The organism is Coprococcus phoceensis, from assembly GCF_900104635.1.
Taxonomy (GTDB): domain Bacteria; phylum Bacillota; class Clostridia; order Lachnospirales; family Lachnospiraceae; genus Faecalimonas; species Faecalimonas phoceensis.
Genome location: NZ_FNWC01000007.1, coordinates 1,621,218 through 1,638,004 on the forward strand (window position 1 = coordinate 1,621,218; position 16,787 = coordinate 1,638,004).

Genomic DNA, 16,787 nt, shown 5'->3' on the forward strand with positions numbered 1-16,787 from the left:
CCGATCTTTTCGCCGAAATCTTCATGCACTCCTGCCAATCTTCATCACCTCCAGTCAGTGTAAAATTCTTATCGCTCCGGGGCAGGGCGGCGTTCTTCGTTTTTGTGAAGTTGTGGGAGGTTTCCTGTGAGCCGGTCAGTTTCCCTGCGGATCAGTTTGTCCAGAGCGCCTAAATCCTCCGGTGCAATGGCAAACTCCCGGTAATTTTCATACCACAGGCCCGTAGAGATTGCCGCGATGGGCGCAATTTTCTCCGAACCGGATGGAAGAAGGCGATACACAGGGGCTTCGTCATAAAGAAGCATCTGCTTTGCCGTTCCCTGTGGTATGCGGTACTTATCCATATCCGGGTTCTGGGCTGCCTCCATATATTGCATATTCAGGCGTTCTTCTAAATCCTGGGGCATATAACGAAATGCCTGATCCATCCACTGTCTGAACATCGTGGAATAGTGGTACTGCCATTCCGTAACTTGATTCGGGGCATAAGAAAATCCCCAACTTTTCAGAGCATCTTTTTCGTAAAGCTCCATTTCAGTCCATTCTTTCAGGCTGACCGTAGCCGCTGAACCATCTTTGCGTTCAATATTGACGCCGCAGGGATAGAGGATATTTCTTTTTATATCCTGCCGCAGCGTGTCTAAATCCATCATCAGGACATCTCCGTACAAGTGACCGCCCTCGCTCCGATCCGTATGAAACAGGAAAGCCCTCGCTCCGATGAACTCCGTTGTTAAGATCATTTGATGAAGATCCGCCGTAGAACAATAAGCAAATAAGGCGTCGGAAAGCCACATGTGATTTTTCCCCATGATGGCAATGGAATCAGCCCCGGTATTTGTTGCCAGAGAACGCATATTGAATTCGCATTCTCTAAGAAAATCTCCGGCAAAAATATGGAGTTCATACGCAAAGACGGATAAGTCTGTATCGCGGATTAAATGAATCTGCGGTAGTGATTCCTGATTCAATCAAATTCCTCCTTTCATGTGAAGCAGCTCTTTGACCTGCTCATTTTCCGCAAACGGCTGGCTATCTGTCCCCGCCATTTAATCAATCCCTCCCATCTGCCGGTAGCTGCCCGCCGGCAATCTTGCCGACAATCTCCGGACCGGTTTCATAAATCTGCATGAGGCGTTTTGCTGTGCCGCAAGGCTGTGCAGCTCCGCTGGTCCAAAGACGCACTGTGGATGGGGCAACATTCATCAAAAGCGCAAAGCCCTTTTCGTTCATGTCCAGCTTTTTCATCAGCGATTTAACCATATCGGGGCCGTAGTCTGGACACCGGGAAGCCTCGGCAATCATCTGCAAAGCGGTATTTTCAATTTTTTTCATTTTCAAATCCTCCTGTTATTTGTTTTCCAGCCTTATGCCGGGGCAAAGCTGATCTGGTTGTGTTTCATCCTTTTGGCAAAGTCCGGCATCGAATAATTTACCCCGTCAATTTCTGCATGGGTGTCATCCAGACGATGACAAACAGCAAAGTGCCTGTCCCCGTTTCCATAGAACAGGCAGAGTAAACCATTGTCGGGAATGGAAAACAGCGCTTTTCCGGCGCTGTCTGTAAAGCAGATATGTTGAGATCCATTCATGTTGAAATCCTCCCTAAATTGAAACAGCCGCCTCTTTTGGGCGGCGTTGGTGCTGGCTGGTTTGCAGTTGTTCCCGAACCAGCAGCAATTTCTCATTGTAATCTTTTCCCATCCGGGGAGGGTTGACACTTACCCGGATATGACGGAAACGTTTATCCTCGTGAAGCATGGTCTTGATTTTCCGGGCATTGACAAATCCGGCAAGGTCGTGGTCCATATAAAGGGTAACACGCCGTATCTCCGGGTGGCGTTCCAGGAAAGAAGTCAGCGCCACATGGGAAGTACCGCCCAAAGACAAGCGATAACCATTCCATTTCCATCCCTCCAGCTCTTGAAGTGTCGCATGGGAAAGCGCATCAATAGGAGCTTCAAAGACTGCCACATGCCGGCTGCCCGGACTTTGCGGGGGATAACAAAAGTTATATCCTTTGTCGCTGCCATAGACATCCTTTTTGAGATTGCCGCTGATACTGCGCATACAGGCAAACTTCGCTTTCCCGGAATCATCTTTCCCAACAAACACACAAACCGGTTCTCCATGATACCGGGCTTCGTAAAAAATCCCGGCTTGTAAACACTGGCGAATGACTTCTGAGCTGATCCCCCGTTTCTGCAAATAGAAGACCGCAGCGGTCGCGCAACGTCTGGCCCAGGGGAGAGCGAATGTTTTCTTTTCCGGCTCTTTTGATACCTGTATTTCTGCCGTACTTCGGTAAGCCGGTTCCTGTGGGATTTCGCCACCTACCAGAGCATGAACCGCATCCACAAGACCATATCCCCGAATCTGGATCAGGTAGTCCAGCGCATTGATACTCCGTCCGCGGCTGTTCCAGTACCAGTACCTTTTCCCGGTCACATATACCAGACTGTCATGCTCCTTATGCCGGAAATTAGGTCCATCCTGTTTCAGCACGCCGGGTTCATGGAATTGCAGGTAAGTAAACAAGTCAGCTTCCCGCGCTGCCTGAATCTGTTCTTTGGTTACGCCGGGCATAGTACCGGCACAGTGTTTCTTTTCATTGTGCTTTGCCTCCTTCCTGTGATGAAATGAAAAAAGACACCCAAAGGTGCCTAACAGCCGTACAGGTCGTGATTGACCTCGGCACGGTAATAGCTGTCCATTGTAGCCGGGGCATTATACAGCGCCGCCAGCAGATACGCTTTGATGTTTCCGACCTTCGTTGTGTTCTTGTCGATACAGTCAAAGACATACTCTAAGTGGCCGGAATTGATCTTCAGGAACCGGCTCTTGACGATTTCCCTCGGAAAATCATCTCCGGCAATGCGAATGTAAGGGCGTTTCGACAAAATCACTTCAAGCATAAGTTCAAGGGCTTCATCCAAACGTTCCCTGCCATACCGTAAGACCAGTAAGTCATATTCAATATTTTCTTTGATGATTTCACGATAGGCTTCTATCAGCTCTATCCGATCCATCCCATCCGTGCGGTTTGCCGCTTCCGGCTCTGCCGGATAGATTGATGGATAAGTTATTGATTTATCTTTTTTTGATTTTTTTGTTTTTAATGGATTAGTATTTAATTGTGCCGGATTTTCCTGTTCAGGTTCCGCCTGTTTAGGTTTTGCCTGTTCTGGTTTTACCTGTCTTGGATTTTCCCGTTTAGGTGAAAGCCCTGTGTTTTCGGTACTTACAGGCTGCTCATGGATCGTATATTCAATGTCTCCCAACTGCCCGTTATCATAGCGGAGGCGCTGTCTGGTGAGATAACCATGCCGCTCCAGTTCCTTCAGGGCAGTAGTGATAGAATCCACACCATCCTTGCAGATATGGGCGAGTCCCTTTGTGGTATAATCCCAATCTTCCGGCAGCGACAACATAAGTGATAAAAGCCCCTTTGCCTTTAAGGACAACTCCGTATTGCGCAGATGGTGATTGCTCATTATCGTAAAGTCCTTTGTTTTCTCTACACGGAATACTGCCATTGTACCGCCTCCTTTCTTCGACTATTCCGTTACAAGGCATGATCCCTGCGGTCATAATGGAGATGACCGTCAGAGACCTTCGCATGGTTTTTCAGTTTCACTTCGCCCCGTTCCTGGCTCTCTAAAAATTTCTGATAGCCGGCATCTGTAAGGAACAAGCGCATCTTATCGCCTTTGTCGCCAACAGGGGAATCGTAAGACAATACATCAAAGACGATCATGTGCTTTACTTCTGGATCAAAGCGTTCAAGTGCCATGATGTCATGCCCCTTCAATTTTTCTGCCCCTGATTGTTGTCTGGCCTCGGCGATCTTTTCTCCAATCGTCCGGGCTGGATAGGGCAGACGGTAATTCTTCTGAATATCTTTTACCAAGTCCATGCACTCTGCATTTGACAGAACACGAAGTTTTGCCATAAGACCTTCTGCCGCCTCCCGCTGTTCGGAATTATTTGAATACCGCACGGTCATATAAAGTTCATTCAGGATCTTTGTCTGATAATCGCCCTCCACTTGAAAGAGCAGCTTTTTTTCCATTTCGTTTAATTCCATGTGGATCTCCTTTCTCTCGAAAATGAGTATGAAAAAAGGGCGTCCACCTATAAAAGTGAAACGCCCTTTGGCTTATACACTATTAAATTTTATATACAAAGCAAGTTTGCCGCTGTTATGCCACATTTTGCTGGTATCTCAATGTTACCTTTCCATCCGCCAATACAAGCTTTTCATCTTTGACACGAAAGTTAAAGATACAACAGAATACCTCTTCCTCTAAAAAAACATGGCAATGCACATACTCTTTCTTACTCTGAAAAAAATCGAAAATACTTTCCTGCACAGATGCTATCTTATCTTTTTGATTTCCACACACTTTTTTCAAATTGATCCCCAAAAGTCGATACAGTGTATGCGGAAAATACTCCACAAACAATGCTTCATCTAACTTTTCTTGATAACCACATAAAAACCGTTCCATCTGGCTTTGAACGGAATCAATTTCTTTTCGCTCAAGTTCCATTCCCGGAATTTTTCCAGCCACTTTTTTCAAAGTTGAAAGCAAAATTTCCGGATTTAATGTCGGTTTTAAAATATAATCCACTACCCCATTTAGAAATGTAGCCTTCACATATTCAAATTTATCGTAACTACTCAATATCACAAGCTGCATTTCCGGAAAACGTTTATTTAAAATTTCTGAAAATTCAATTCCATCAAGCACAGGCATCACGATATCTGTGAGTACAATACTCGGTTTTGTCTTTTCAATCACTTCCAAGCCTTCCTGCCCGTTGGAAGCTTCACCGACAATTTGGAAACCTTCCTTTTCCCAATCCAGCATGTGCTTCATTCCTTGACGCATAATAAATTCATCATCAATAATTACCACTTTACAATATTCTGCCATCCTTACACCTCAATCTATAGTCTAAGGACGAAGAATCTTCGACCCTTCGCCCTTTTACCCAACTATATCTTATTATATCACAATTTACTGACATGGAAAGCAATTTCCAAATTTTTATCCGATGGTATCCGATACTGTTCGTGCACCGGTGCTCCCCAGCTGTCATCTCCTCCAACACCCATCTGTTTTGCAAGAATTCGAACCCATGTATAATGTATTTTCGGTAATTCTTCCTGATGTAATGCATTCTCAAGTTCGTACGCGCTATATGGAAGGACGCTGCTCTCAAATGGAATCTCTTCACATGTAAATTGAAGACCCCTGCCATACTCATCTGTCACTTTCAGCCATCTTGTTCCTACACGATTTCCACACTCCTGAGGAATCAGATAATTCGATAAATTTTCTTTTGCTGTACCCTCAAAAATGCCAAGTCTTGCACCTTCCATTCGGTCGACATAGTTTTCCTCCGGACCATATCCATAATATTCAAAATTATGATATCTCTCTTTGAGTTTGAAATCCATTCCGAATGCCGGTATTTCAGGAAGACCTTCTGTCCCTTTGTACAACAAGTGTACATGCACAACACCGTCACCTGACATCACATAGGAAATTGTACTGTATGCTTTTGGAATCGTCGGCAGTTCATACTCAAACGTAATCCGAACCTGTTCTTCCAATTCCTCCACTTTCACATCAATGACTTTTTGATACAAACCGGCAGTCAGCCACATACTGCGGTCAAATCCCTGTTTTGCCCCACGGTCATTGTCGGTACATGCTCTCCAATAACTCGTCTTCGGCGCCCGTGTAATATACTCTGTTCCATCATACTGAAGTGATGCAAGACCTCCCTCACTTTTTGAGAACATTGCCAGAAAGCCTTCACCCTTCACTCCAATATTGACATCGCCATAAATCACCTGCATCTTTTTCGTCGTTTGTTCTTCCTCTTCCGTAACCTTCTTGACAAATTGTCCAAAACAGATCTCATGTCCTGCATCTGCCCAAATCGTGTCCTCCGTCAATTCCATTGCCACTTCATAAGTGTACTCTCCAGGCTCATCTATATTTGGATAATCCAATTTCACATACTGTTCTTCTTGCGCCTGTACAACTACGTTTCGCATACTTTCAAAGACAGGATAACCATCTAGCATCATACGATAGACAAGTGTATAAGCTTCTGTGGAAATAAATAAATTCTCATTTTTTATAAGCACTCCATTTTCGTCCGGAGTCAGTTTCACATTCGCATAGAGTTGCTTTACTTCCTGTGCTTTCGGAGAGATTTTTCGATCTGCATATACGATTCCATTTGTACAGAATTCATAGTCTGTTGCTCTGTCATCATAATCTCCACCATAAGCAAACACTTCCTCACCTTGCTCATTCTTCCGAAGCATCGACTGATCGATATAATCCCAAATAAATCCGCCTTGATACAATTCATATTTTGACTCTAAATCCGTATATAATTTCATGCCACCGCAAGAATTTCCCATTGCATGCATATACTCACAACTGATATATGGTTTTTTCGGATCATTACTTAGAAACGCTTCTATCTCCGCCGGCTTTGCATACATACGACTTTCCATATCACTAATATGATCAAATTCACGATTCCAGAATACACCCTCATAATGAACTAATCTTGTGTCATCTTTTTCATGGAAATAGTCTGACATCGCCTCAATGCAAGTACCCGCATAAGATTCATTTCCACAAGACCAAATTAAAATAGATGGATGATTTTTATCTCTTTCAAACATCGATTTCGCCCGATCCAAAACTGCCTCTTTCCACTCCGGTCTGCTTCCGGGAACATTCCAAGAAGGTTCACACTCCCCCATCTTCTGCCATGAACCGTGGGATTCCAAGTTTGTCTCATCGATGAGATAAATTCCGTAAATGTCGCACAGACGATACCAAAGACTCTCATTTGGATAATGCGAAGTACGAACTGCATTGATATTGTGCTGTTTCATAAACTCAATATCCCAAAGCATATCTTCCTTCTTAATAGAACGACCTCTTCGCACATTAAATTCATGCCGGTTCACACCTTTAAATACAATTCGTTTTCCATTGATATGCATTACTTTGTCAATCATCTCAAATGTTCGGAATCCAACCAATTCCGGAACTGCTTCGATCAGATTTCCTTTCTGATCTTCCACATACAGATATAATTGATACAAATATGGGTCTTCTGCACTCCATGCATGTACATTTTCAACTTCTCCGCTAATTTCACATATAGAGTTTCCCTTTATATTTTTTTCAAAAACAATCTTTTCTTCTGCATTTAGAAGCACTGCTTTTACTGCACAATCTGTATGTCCCGAAATTTTTAATTTGAGATATAATTTCCCGTTTTTGTAAGAATTGTCCAGTGTGCTTTTTACAGATAAATCTTCAATATGTGTTTTTGGAACTGCATACAAATACACATCGCGGAAAATTCCGGAAAATCTCCAAAAATCCTGATCCTCCAGCCAGCTTGCGCTGCTCCGTTTGTAAACTTCAACGGCCAGTTTATTTTCACCGTCCTGAAGATACGGGGTAAGCTCAAACTCCGCAGGTGTAAAACTGTCCTCACTGTATCCAATAAACACTCCGTTCAGCCATACATAAAAAGCTGTCTCTACACCTTGGAAGGAAACAAATACCGGTTTATCCTGTAAATTTTTTTCAAGTACAAAGTATTTTACATAACTTCCCACCGGGTTATATTCTTTCGATACCATCGGCGGACGCAGATACTCTGTTCCATCCCATGGATACATCGTGTTGATATATTGGCATCGGTCATATCCTTGCGTCTGAATATGTCCCGGTACTTCAATCGAATCAAACATTCTGCAATCAAAGTCTTTCTTATAAAAATCTTTCACTCTCACAGTCGGATTTTTCGCATAGCTAAAATACCATGTTCCATTCAAAGACTGGCGAAGAGGCATGTCAGCCCCTAACACCATCTCTTCTGTATTTTCATAATAAACATGATCTGAATGTGCTTCTTTTCTATTTACAGCAAACACTTCTGGGTCTTCCAACCATGTAAGTCTTGGTTCACTCATCAACATATCTCTTTCTCCTTTATTTCTTCTATATTTATCCTTTTACCGAACCTGTCATACCTGCAACAAACTGCTTCTGCATCACAAAGAAAATCAACGCTGTCGGAAGTGTTGCAATGACAACCGCAGTCATCATCATACCATAATCCGGTGTATAAGAGGACCCCATTGCCGAAAGTACAAGTGGCAGAGTTCTCTTTTCTGGTGACTGCAATGCAATCAACGGCCATAAATAATTGTTCCAGCTTGTCATAAATGTTACAACAATCGCTGCCGCATATGTTGATTTCATCGTTGGCATAAAGATTTTAATAAAAATTTTCACTTCTGACAAGCCATCTATTCTTGCTGCTTCAATCAGTTCCTTTGGAAATGTCTGTGCATTTTGTTTGAAAAAGAAAATCAAAAAGGCTGTGGCAATTGCGATAATAATAACAGCCATTGGTGTATTCAACGCAATTACTTTCAGCGGTCCCATGTTAGAGAATTTACTGAACAACCGGAACAGAGGAACCATCAATGCTGCAAACGGAACCATCATAGACAGAAAGATAAAATTGAATACCCTTTCTCTAGCTTTTGTTTTGTACACAACAAATGCATATCCCGCCGCTGATGACACAACCATCGCAAGCGCTGTTGTAACTATCGCAATTATAATTGAGTTTTTAAATGCATTTACATACTGAAGATCTGACGCCAACAATGTTTTCAGATTCTCGAAAAAATATGTTCCCGGAATCATTGTTCCTTTTGTAACTTCTACCGACTTGTTTGTTGCCGCCACAATCATCCAAAAGAACGGGAACACCGAAATAAACGATACAATCGACAAAAAAACATATCGAAATACATTTAACACTTTTTTACGCATCTTTTCCTTCACCTACCTTCTTCTGAATAAATGATAAGACAACTATCAACACTACGACAACATAGGAAACTGCTGCTGCATATCCGAAATCTGGTGAATATTTAAACAAGAGATTGTAAATATACTGCGAAATCGTGATTGTCGCATTTGCCGGTCCTCCCTGGGTAATATTCATCGTTTCATCGAACAGCTGAAGCGTACCAATTGTAGAATTTATTGTCGTAAAAAGAATAATTGGTTTCAGCAGCGGCAATGTCATATATCTGAATTTTTGGAATGCATTTGCACCGTCAATATTTGCTGCCTCATAAATCGAATCGTCAATGCTCTGTAATCCTGACAGATAAAACACCATATTATAACCTGTCCAGCGCCATGTAATCGCAATAATGATCAATATCTTCGCCCAAATCGGATGTGTAATCCATGAAATCGGTTCTGAAATCACATGCAGATTCATCAGTAAAGAGTTAATGAAACCATCCGTTGCAAATAAACTTTTAAAAATAATAGAATATGCTACTAATGATGTCACACATGGTAAAAAGATTGCTGTACGAAATACTCCTCTGAATTTCAGTTTCTTATCATTCAGCATGGACGAAATGACCAATGCCAATAAAATCATAATCGGCACTTGGATAACCAAGAACAATACTGTATTTATCAATGCTTTTTTAAATGTTGTATCTGTCAATAATCTCTTATAATTTGTCAACCCATCAAAAGTTAAATTGTTGCCGACACCTGTCTGAAATGATGTGATTTTTGTACTTTTTTTGTAAAATGAAGCAAATTTCTATGCTCGGCACACATAAAAAATAGATTTCGCTAATACGCAATCTATTTTTTACATAATTCTTTTATTCATCTACACTATAGTTTGGTGCTTCTTTTGTAATATGAATATCATGTGGATGACTTTCTTTCAAAGAAGCTGCAGAAATTTTTACAAATCTTCCTTCTTCTTTCAAATCTTCAATCGTAGGCGTTCCACAATAACCCATACCAGAGCGAAGACCTCCCATAAGCTGGAACACAGTATCTTCTACTGTTCCTTTGTATGCGACACGACCTTCTACTCCTTCCGGAACCAGTTTCTTTGCATCTGTCTGGAAATAGCGGTCTTTACTTCCGTTCTCCATCGCTGCAATAGATCCCATACCACGGTACACTTTATATTTTCTTCCTTGGAATAATTCGAATGTTCCAGGGCTTTCATCACATCCCGCAAAAATGCTTCCCATCATACATACATTGGCACCTGCTGCTATCGCCTTTGTCATATCACCTGAATATTTGATACCACCATCTGCGATGATTGGAATTCCAGCTTCTTTTGCTGCCTCATAGCAGTCCATGATTGCTGAAATCTGTGGCACACCGATACCTGCAACAACACGTGTTGTACAGATGGATCCAGGTCCGATACCAACCTTCACCGCATCTACTCCAGCTTCAATCAAAGCTCTTGCTGCCTCTCCTGTTGCCACATTACCTGCAATCACCTGAAGATCCGGATATTTTTCTTTTACCATCTTCACTGTTCTGATTACATTCGCAGAGTGTCCATGTGCTGAGTCCATAACAACAACATCCACATGAGCCTTTACAAGCGCATCCACACGTTCTACGCAGTTTGCTGTAATTCCAACTGCCGCACCACATAACAGACGTCCTTGTTCATCTTTTGCTGACAATGGGTATTTGATCTGCTTTTCAATATCTTTGATTGTAATAAGACCTTTTAAGTTAAAATCTTTATCTACGATCGGTAATTTTTCTTTTCTTGCTTTTGCGAGGATTTTCTTTGCTTCTTCCAAAGTGATGCCTTCCGGTGCAGTAATCAATCCTTCTGAAGTCATTGATTCTTTGATTTTCTTTGTAAAATCTTCTTCAAACTTTAAATCACGGTTCGTAATAATACCAACTAATTTTTTCCCCTCTGTGATAGGTACACCCGAAATACGGAATTTTCCCATCAAATCATCTGCATCTTGCAGTGTATGCTCTGGTGACAACGAAAATGGATCTGTGATGACACCATTTTCTGAACGTTTTACCTTGTCGACTTCTTCTGCCTGCTGTTCAATCGACATATTTTTATGGATAATACCAATACCTCCCTGACGAGCCATCGCAATTGCCATACGGTGTTCTGTTACAGTATCCATGCCTGCGCTCATCATCGGAATGTTTAATCTGATTTTTTTAGTTAAATTAGTTGATAAATCTACTTGGTTTGGAATTACCTCTGAATATGCAGGTACTAACAGTACATCATCAAATGTAATACCTTCTCCAATAATTTTTCCCATGATCTTTCATCCTCTCTTTCTCTTTTTGGTCTGATTATTGTATAATAATACACTAATAAGGAATACTTATAAATAATTCCTTATATAAACGTTTTTTATAAGGTAGTGTTATATTACAAAAAAGATTCGTTTCTGTCAAGACTAAATAAACACTTTTCTCGGCGCAAGCATTTTCATGCCTTCCAAAATCGTTTTATTTGGCTCAAAAATAATTTTCACAGTCTGTCCCTGAGAGATTGTCACCATCTCATATGTTCTTGCGCCTTCCACTCCGGAACTAAAATCATATGTTTTTGTTCTCTGATACTGCTGCAGTTCAATAGAGCCTGTAGGTGCAAGTACTTCCATATCTCTTACATTCATCTCAAACACTCTTTTTCTTTTTTGTTTTGCCATAATCTTATCAATATCAAGATCTCCGTTGACATACAGATATTCAAATTCCAGATCAAAACGCTTGAATAAAACGATATCCACAACAACCATAATGACCGGAATAATCATCGCCATCGGAAACAGCAGCACAAGAAAAAACGACAACACCGTAACTACTATCAACGCTGTCTTTGCTATCATTGATGATGCTTTTGCTTTTTGTTTTACTAATTGTTCTGTGTAATAGTCACTCATACTAACCTCCACTTGTAAATTCATATTATTATTGTAGCACAACTTCAATATACTCTACAAGCTTTCTTCTAATTTAAAAATTTCAACCTTTTTTTCGACAAAATTTCAATATCGGCATTTTGTACAAAACATATGTACTTTTATTGTATATTCTGTTTCTACTGTTCTTTTTGTAAGCAATCCAATAAGGCTGTACCGTTTCCAGCCAGCCATTATACCCTTTTAATAGATTAACTGATTCTTTTAAGTTCTTCATCAAATAACTGCCCTGCTGATTTATACCCATGTATGCGCCTTGGATACTTATTTATCCACTCTTCCACTGCCTGTATTTCTTCCTCTGTCCGTCCGTCAAAATTTGTACCCTTTGGAACTCGGCGGCGTACCATTTTATTTGTTACCTCGTTTGTGCCACGCTCCCAACTGCTGTACGGGTGGCAATAATACATTTTGGTTCTTTTCCCCTCGCCTATCGCTGAACGCTCCAACTCTGCGCAATACGCAAACTCTGTGCCGTTGTCTACTGTGATACTCTTAAACACCGTCTTAAACATTTCGCCCCAGCGTTTCTCTAATCTGTCAACTGCTGCCACTACTGCCTCTGCACTGTGATCTGGCAATTTAAAAATAATTTCTGCTCGTGTCTTTCGCTCCGTGAGTGTCAGCAATGTATTTTTCGATTTCCCCCGCTGTCCTATTACGCTATCCATTTCCCAATGTCCGAACTCTTCCCGGTTGTTTATTGCTTCTGGTCTGTTTTCTATGCTTTCCCCTGCTTCTACCCTTTTCTGTTTCTTTACCTTATTATATTTGCGCTTTTTGTTCTTCTTTACTGGCAAATCCTTATTTGTTACCTTTAAAAAGATTCCCTTATCAATATAGCTGTATACTGTAGTGGTGCATATTCTGGTTTGAAATTCTCCCCAGCGTCCCTCTGCTGTCAGTTCCCCTATGATTGCGTCCGGGCTGTAATCTTCATTTATTATTTTGTCCTCTATGTAATTTGCCAGCTTAATATCATTTCCTATCTTTAATTGTGTTCCTCGCACTTTTAAATTTTCCTCATATTTCCGTTGTGCAAGGTCTGCGCTGTATCTCATTTCTCTTGTATAATCACTGTTCAAATGTTCATATTGCCCACGCTTCAACTCGTTATAAATCGTACTGCGGTGTACATTTAAAATCTCTGCAATCTCTACAACCTTGTGCCCTGCATTATACAAGGCTTCTAATCTGATTCTATCATTGTGTTTTAATTGTCTGCTACCCTTTTGATTTGCCATGTTCCCGCCCTCTTTCGTAAAACAAGCCGCAGGCGTTGTTGTCCTGCGGCTCTCTGTGTGCTTTTTGCTATTTGCCCTGCAATATCTTTTCTACTATCAGCTTTTCAATGTAATGCGGGCAGCTCCGTATCCCGTTCTCCCAGTTTGTCAGCGTTCTATATGGTATCTCTAACCATTCCGATACCTCACGCCTGCTCATGCCCCGCTGTTTGCGTGCCTCTTCAATCGTCATTTTATCACGCCCCTTGATTTTCTGTTTTATTCCTGCTATATTTACATTATAGCACTTGGGGCGGTTAGCAGGATTGTTTAGGTATCCGCCCCTCGTGTGTTCCCTTTATTCTATTTTATTTTCTTACTTCTTCAAGAATCTTTTCTATATGTTCTACTGTATGTGTTTCCCCGTTTGTTCTTGCTACTTCTCTAATTGATACCAACATTGCTATTAAATCGGCTTTGCTCATTTCTTCGTTCTCCATTTTTAACTCCTTTCCTGCTGTTCCCTTGCTACAATTATATTATATACCCATTGAGTACATTTGTCAATCATTTTTTACTCATTGGGTGTATTTTTTATAAAGAAAAACACCATAACTATTGTTACAGTGTCCCGCTTTCGTCTGTCAGCCATTCCATGCTTACGCCCAACGCTTTAGAAAATATTTTCAATTCGTAATCTGTTACAATTCTTGTGCCCCGCTCTATCCGGCTTATCGAATCTCTTTCTATTGTAACCCCAGCTACCTGCATACGTGCTGCTAAATCGCTTTGTGTAATTCTGTTTTTCGCTCTCGCCAACCTTATGCGTTCCCCACATAAATTATCTTTCCCTTTGTATGCGTATATTTTCATTCAGTACGCCCCTATCGTCTTTGTGTTAATAATCAGAATTTTTCTTGACTTTACCACATTTCAAAAGCATAATTGTGTTAAAGGTCAGCATGACTATAATTTTCAAACGAAAGAGGGTATTTACTATGTTCATTTCTATCGGTATTGATGAAAACGGGAAACCTTTTGTTGCTACGTCTGATAAATCAGAAAAACCCAGCCGCCCAAATAAAGGGCACAGCCTCATTGCCGCACCAGATACTTATACGGTAATCGACATTGAAACAACCGGGCTGGACTCCCGTTATTGTGAAATCATCGAACTATCCGCACTGCGCTACTCAAACGGTTCTTTAGTTGATTCTTTTACTACTCTTGTTAAACCCACCGAACCTATTGACAGCTTTATAACCGAATTGACCGGGATAACAAACGATCTGGTTGCTGATGCTCCCACCATTTCCGATGCAATTAAATCTTTCTATGATTTTGTCGGTTCTGATATCCTTGTAGGATATAACGTAAATTTCGATATCAATTTTATTTATGACGTATTGCAGGATACGCACAGCATTGATTTTACCAATTCCTTTGTTGATGTAATGCGCTTTGCAAGGAAACTGCTGCCGGAACTGAAAAACCACAAACTAGAAACGGTTGCCGCTCATTATAAAGTTTCTTCCCCGGCGCACCGCTCCTATGCTGATTGTGAAGCCTGCAACACCTGCTATCAAGCATTGCTTTCTGATGCAATTTCACAATACGGGGACTTTGACAGCTTTAAGGCTTCTTATTCCAGCCGCCAGCTACATGCAAAAGATATTACGGCAACTACAGATAATTTTGATATCAGCCACCCGCTTTACGGCAAGCTCTGTGTATTCACTGGCACATTAGAAAAGATGCAGCGTAAAGATGCCATGCAACTTGTGGTAAACCTCGGCGGGCAGTGCGGGGATAACGTCACAGCCAAAACAAATTATTTAATTCTCGGCAATAATGATTTTTGCAGTCTCATAAAAGACGGTAAAAGCAATAAACAGAAAAAGGCTGAATCACTTATTTTAAAAGGCAAGGACATACAGATTTTATCTGAAAACGTATTTTATGATCTGGTTTTAAATCAGTAGGCAAAAAGGGTAACGGCTCACACCGCTACCCTTTCTTTTATCCTCTCATTGTTTCTAATGCTTTTTCAATATTGCTATCGCTCAATAATTCATTGCATCGTTTCTGCTGTGCTTCTCCTGTGGCTTCTACATCGTATGCCGGGCACTCGTCACAGCCTTTATTGTGCCCGCTACATATTACCAACGCCGCCAAAACTCTGCCCGCTGTTTGTGCGTCCATATTATGCTCTTTTCAGATAATCGCTATGGCAGTATCCCGTTACGTTTCCGCAGGCAACATACAGCCATTTTGCACCTGTCCCCTTTTCTTTGTTGTAATATCCGTAACAATGTACTTTGCCACCCTCTGCGATAGTTCCATAGTCCGCTTTTGTTTTTCCTGCTCCTGCTCTCATGTGCAATTTGTCCGCTGTAACAACATATGCACCCGCCAGCGTCTTATCAAAACACAACGCTGATTCTGGTTTCTGCGTCTGCTTTAATCCACTGCTGCCGCTTGTGCTGGTACTGTTGTTTTTGCTGTTGGCGGTATATGTATAATACTTATTGTTTGTATTCGATGTATAAGCATAGCCGCAAGATGCGCCCGCCCATACAATCTTATACCAGCCATTTGCCAACACCTCCAGCACTTCTACTTTTGTGCCCGCTTTAATCGAACTGTATACAGTATTGCTCTTTACTTCTGCTACGCTTCTGATGTTCATATCGCATTTTGCAACCGCTGTACCAATTCCTTTGCCAGAATAGTTGTTATTTCCGGCGTACCCGCCAATCCCGGCTTTTGCAAGCGTCTGTGCTGCGTATGTTCCATTTGTCAGCCCGCATACGGTGTGTGAGCTTTCTTTTACATAGATTGCACCTCTTACACAGTAATTTTCATTTTTCAGAAATGCACTGTCTGTAATGATTTTGTAGCCCGCAGCCTTTAATGCGTTACGCATGGTTGCTGTAGTCCACCCATTACTGCCATGCGTTACGCCTGCTGCGCCAGATGCAACGGCGCACACGTTCTGGAACTCGCTACAGTCCGTATTGCACAGCCCTACTTTTGACAAATCATAATTTACTTTCTTTGCCTCTGTGTTCAGCGTGTTTCTATCGCCCTGTCCGTATCCGATATTGTTATTTGCACAGCCTGCCTCTACCGCTTTTGCGTGCTTCTCTCTTACGTTTGCGTCCGGGTGGATTGCCATAAAATCCCATGGTTTACTATAAAAGTTTCTTACACATACCTCTTTTCCCGTCTGATCTCCCTTTTTTCCGTTAATAGTTCCGTTCTCGCTGATGCTTGCGTGTCCAATCAATACGCTCATATAGTTTTATCCTCATTCTTTCTATTCAGCGTCTTTTGTGATTCCTGCCAGTAGTTCCCTTATCTTTTGTACAGTTTCCATGATTTGCTTATAAAGGTTGTCATATCCAAACATTGCCGCATAGCATACCAAAAAGCCCAGCGCAATAGCTGCTACCCAGTAATACCACAACATTGCAATATTAAAATACTGTGCAAATGCTGCTGCGGTAATCAATGTAGAGGCAATGGCTACAATCATTACCCACACCTGCACCGGGAACTTGTCCCACGCAACAACCTTTTTTGTGATTGCCACAATAATATTTACCCACAGTGTCAAAACCATTACAGCAATCAATGCTGCCGCTACATAAAAAAGTACTTTTTCCATTTTC

20 protein-coding genes are annotated in these 16,787 nt (G+C 41.5%); 1 reads left to right on the forward strand and 19 read right to left on the reverse strand.

Annotation, left to right across the window (positions count from 1 at the left end; translation table 11 throughout):
* Positions 1-68: 68 nt before the first annotated feature.
* The 16 genes from BQ5364_RS11650 to BQ5364_RS11720 all read right to left on the reverse strand — a co-directional run bounded on the left by BQ5364_RS11650 (position 69) and on the right by BQ5364_RS11720 (position 13,986).
* Positions 69-857: a hypothetical protein gene (locus BQ5364_RS11650; RefSeq protein ID WP_005361062.1), complete on the reverse strand. Its 789-nt coding sequence runs from the start codon at positions 855-857 to the stop codon at positions 69-71.
* A 196-nt stretch (positions 858-1,053) separates the two neighbouring features.
* Positions 1,054-1,335 carry a helix-turn-helix domain-containing protein gene (locus BQ5364_RS11655; RefSeq protein WP_005361060.1) on the reverse strand — a complete coding sequence of 94 codons (282 nt, stop codon included), beginning with the start codon at positions 1,333-1,335 and terminating at the stop codon, positions 1,054-1,056.
* Positions 1,336-1,367: 32 nt separating this feature from the next.
* Positions 1,368-1,592, reverse strand: coding sequence for a hypothetical protein (locus BQ5364_RS11660; protein ID WP_005361058.1), 225 nt, complete (start codon positions 1,590-1,592; stop codon positions 1,368-1,370).
* Positions 1,593-1,605: 13 nt separating this feature from the next.
* Positions 1,606-2,586: a toprim domain-containing protein gene (locus BQ5364_RS11665; protein WP_067536870.1), complete on the reverse strand. Its 981-nt coding sequence runs from the start codon at positions 2,584-2,586 to the stop codon at positions 1,606-1,608.
* A gap of 77 nt (positions 2,587-2,663) precedes the next feature.
* The gene (locus BQ5364_RS11670) at positions 2,664-3,536 is read right to left on the reverse strand and encodes a DUF6017 domain-containing protein (RefSeq protein ID WP_005361053.1); all 873 of its coding nucleotides are present in this window, start codon (positions 3,534-3,536) and stop codon (positions 2,664-2,666) included.
* Between the two features lie 29 nt (positions 3,537-3,565).
* Positions 3,566-4,087: a DUF5720 family protein gene (locus BQ5364_RS11675; protein ID WP_005361050.1), complete on the reverse strand. Its 522-nt coding sequence runs from the start codon at positions 4,085-4,087 to the stop codon at positions 3,566-3,568.
* A gap of 115 nt (positions 4,088-4,202) precedes the next feature.
* On the reverse strand, positions 4,203-4,940 hold the full coding sequence (locus tag BQ5364_RS11680) for a response regulator (RefSeq protein WP_235837165.1): 738 nt from the start codon (positions 4,938-4,940) through the stop codon (positions 4,203-4,205).
* 77 nt (positions 4,941-5,017) lie between these two features.
* Positions 5,018-8,035 carry a beta-galactosidase, LacZ type gene (locus tag BQ5364_RS11685; protein ID WP_071144321.1) on the reverse strand — a complete coding sequence of 1,006 codons (3,018 nt, stop codon included), beginning with the start codon at positions 8,033-8,035 and terminating at the stop codon, positions 5,018-5,020.
* Positions 8,036-8,063: 28 nt separating this feature from the next.
* Complete coding sequence (locus BQ5364_RS11690) at positions 8,064-8,903, reverse strand: carbohydrate ABC transporter permease (RefSeq protein ID WP_004611376.1); 840 nt, start codon at positions 8,901-8,903, stop codon at positions 8,064-8,066.
* On the reverse strand, positions 8,896-9,669 hold the full coding sequence (locus BQ5364_RS11695; RefSeq protein WP_071144322.1) for a carbohydrate ABC transporter permease: 774 nt from the start codon (positions 9,667-9,669) through the stop codon (positions 8,896-8,898). Before BQ5364_RS11695 ends, BQ5364_RS11690 begins: the two co-directional genes overlap by 8 nt.
* A gap of 97 nt (positions 9,670-9,766) precedes the next feature.
* The gene (gene guaB, locus BQ5364_RS11700) at positions 9,767-11,221 is read right to left on the reverse strand and encodes an IMP dehydrogenase (RefSeq protein ID WP_004611383.1); all 1,455 of its coding nucleotides are present in this window, start codon (positions 11,219-11,221) and stop codon (positions 9,767-9,769) included.
* A gap of 141 nt (positions 11,222-11,362) precedes the next feature.
* Positions 11,363-11,851, reverse strand: a complete 489-nt coding sequence (locus BQ5364_RS11705) for a DUF6106 family protein (RefSeq protein WP_071144323.1) — start codon at positions 11,849-11,851, stop codon at positions 11,363-11,365.
* Positions 11,852-12,081: 230 nt separating this feature from the next.
* Positions 12,082-13,134, reverse strand: coding sequence for an IS30 family transposase (locus BQ5364_RS11710; protein ID WP_071144324.1), 1,053 nt, complete (start codon positions 13,132-13,134; stop codon positions 12,082-12,084).
* Positions 13,135-13,201: 67 nt separating this feature from the next.
* The gene (locus BQ5364_RS11715) at positions 13,202-13,366 is read right to left on the reverse strand and encodes a helix-turn-helix domain-containing protein (protein ID WP_083382821.1); all 165 of its coding nucleotides are present in this window, start codon (positions 13,364-13,366) and stop codon (positions 13,202-13,204) included.
* Positions 13,367-13,481: 115 nt separating this feature from the next.
* The gene (locus BQ5364_RS18470; RefSeq protein ID WP_268874316.1) at positions 13,482-13,613 is read right to left on the reverse strand and encodes a hypothetical protein; all 132 of its coding nucleotides are present in this window, start codon (positions 13,611-13,613) and stop codon (positions 13,482-13,484) included.
* Between the two features lie 121 nt (positions 13,614-13,734).
* Complete coding sequence (locus BQ5364_RS11720; protein WP_022400534.1) at positions 13,735-13,986, reverse strand: helix-turn-helix domain-containing protein; 252 nt, start codon at positions 13,984-13,986, stop codon at positions 13,735-13,737.
* Positions 13,987-14,111: 125 nt separating this feature from the next.
* Here BQ5364_RS11720 and BQ5364_RS11725 point away from each other — a divergent pair, with 125 nt between their 5' ends.
* Positions 14,112-15,095, forward strand: a complete 984-nt coding sequence (locus BQ5364_RS11725; protein WP_159431687.1) for an exonuclease domain-containing protein — start codon at positions 14,112-14,114, stop codon at positions 15,093-15,095.
* A 37-nt stretch (positions 15,096-15,132) separates the two neighbouring features.
* Here the strand turns inward: BQ5364_RS11725 and BQ5364_RS11730 are convergent, their stop codons facing one another.
* The 3 genes from BQ5364_RS11730 to BQ5364_RS11740 are packed head-to-tail and all read right to left on the reverse strand — an operon-like array spanning position 15,133 to position 16,783.
* Positions 15,133-15,315, reverse strand: coding sequence for a hypothetical protein (locus tag BQ5364_RS11730; protein ID WP_054751093.1), 183 nt, complete (start codon positions 15,313-15,315; stop codon positions 15,133-15,135).
* A 1-nt stretch (position 15,316) separates the two neighbouring features.
* Complete coding sequence (locus BQ5364_RS11735) at positions 15,317-16,411, reverse strand: endolysin-like domain-containing protein (protein ID WP_022400536.1); 1,095 nt, start codon at positions 16,409-16,411, stop codon at positions 15,317-15,319.
* Between the two features lie 21 nt (positions 16,412-16,432).
* On the reverse strand, positions 16,433-16,783 hold the full coding sequence (locus BQ5364_RS11740; RefSeq protein ID WP_022400537.1) for a hypothetical protein: 351 nt from the start codon (positions 16,781-16,783) through the stop codon (positions 16,433-16,435).
* Between the last annotated feature and the right edge of the window lie 4 nt (positions 16,784-16,787).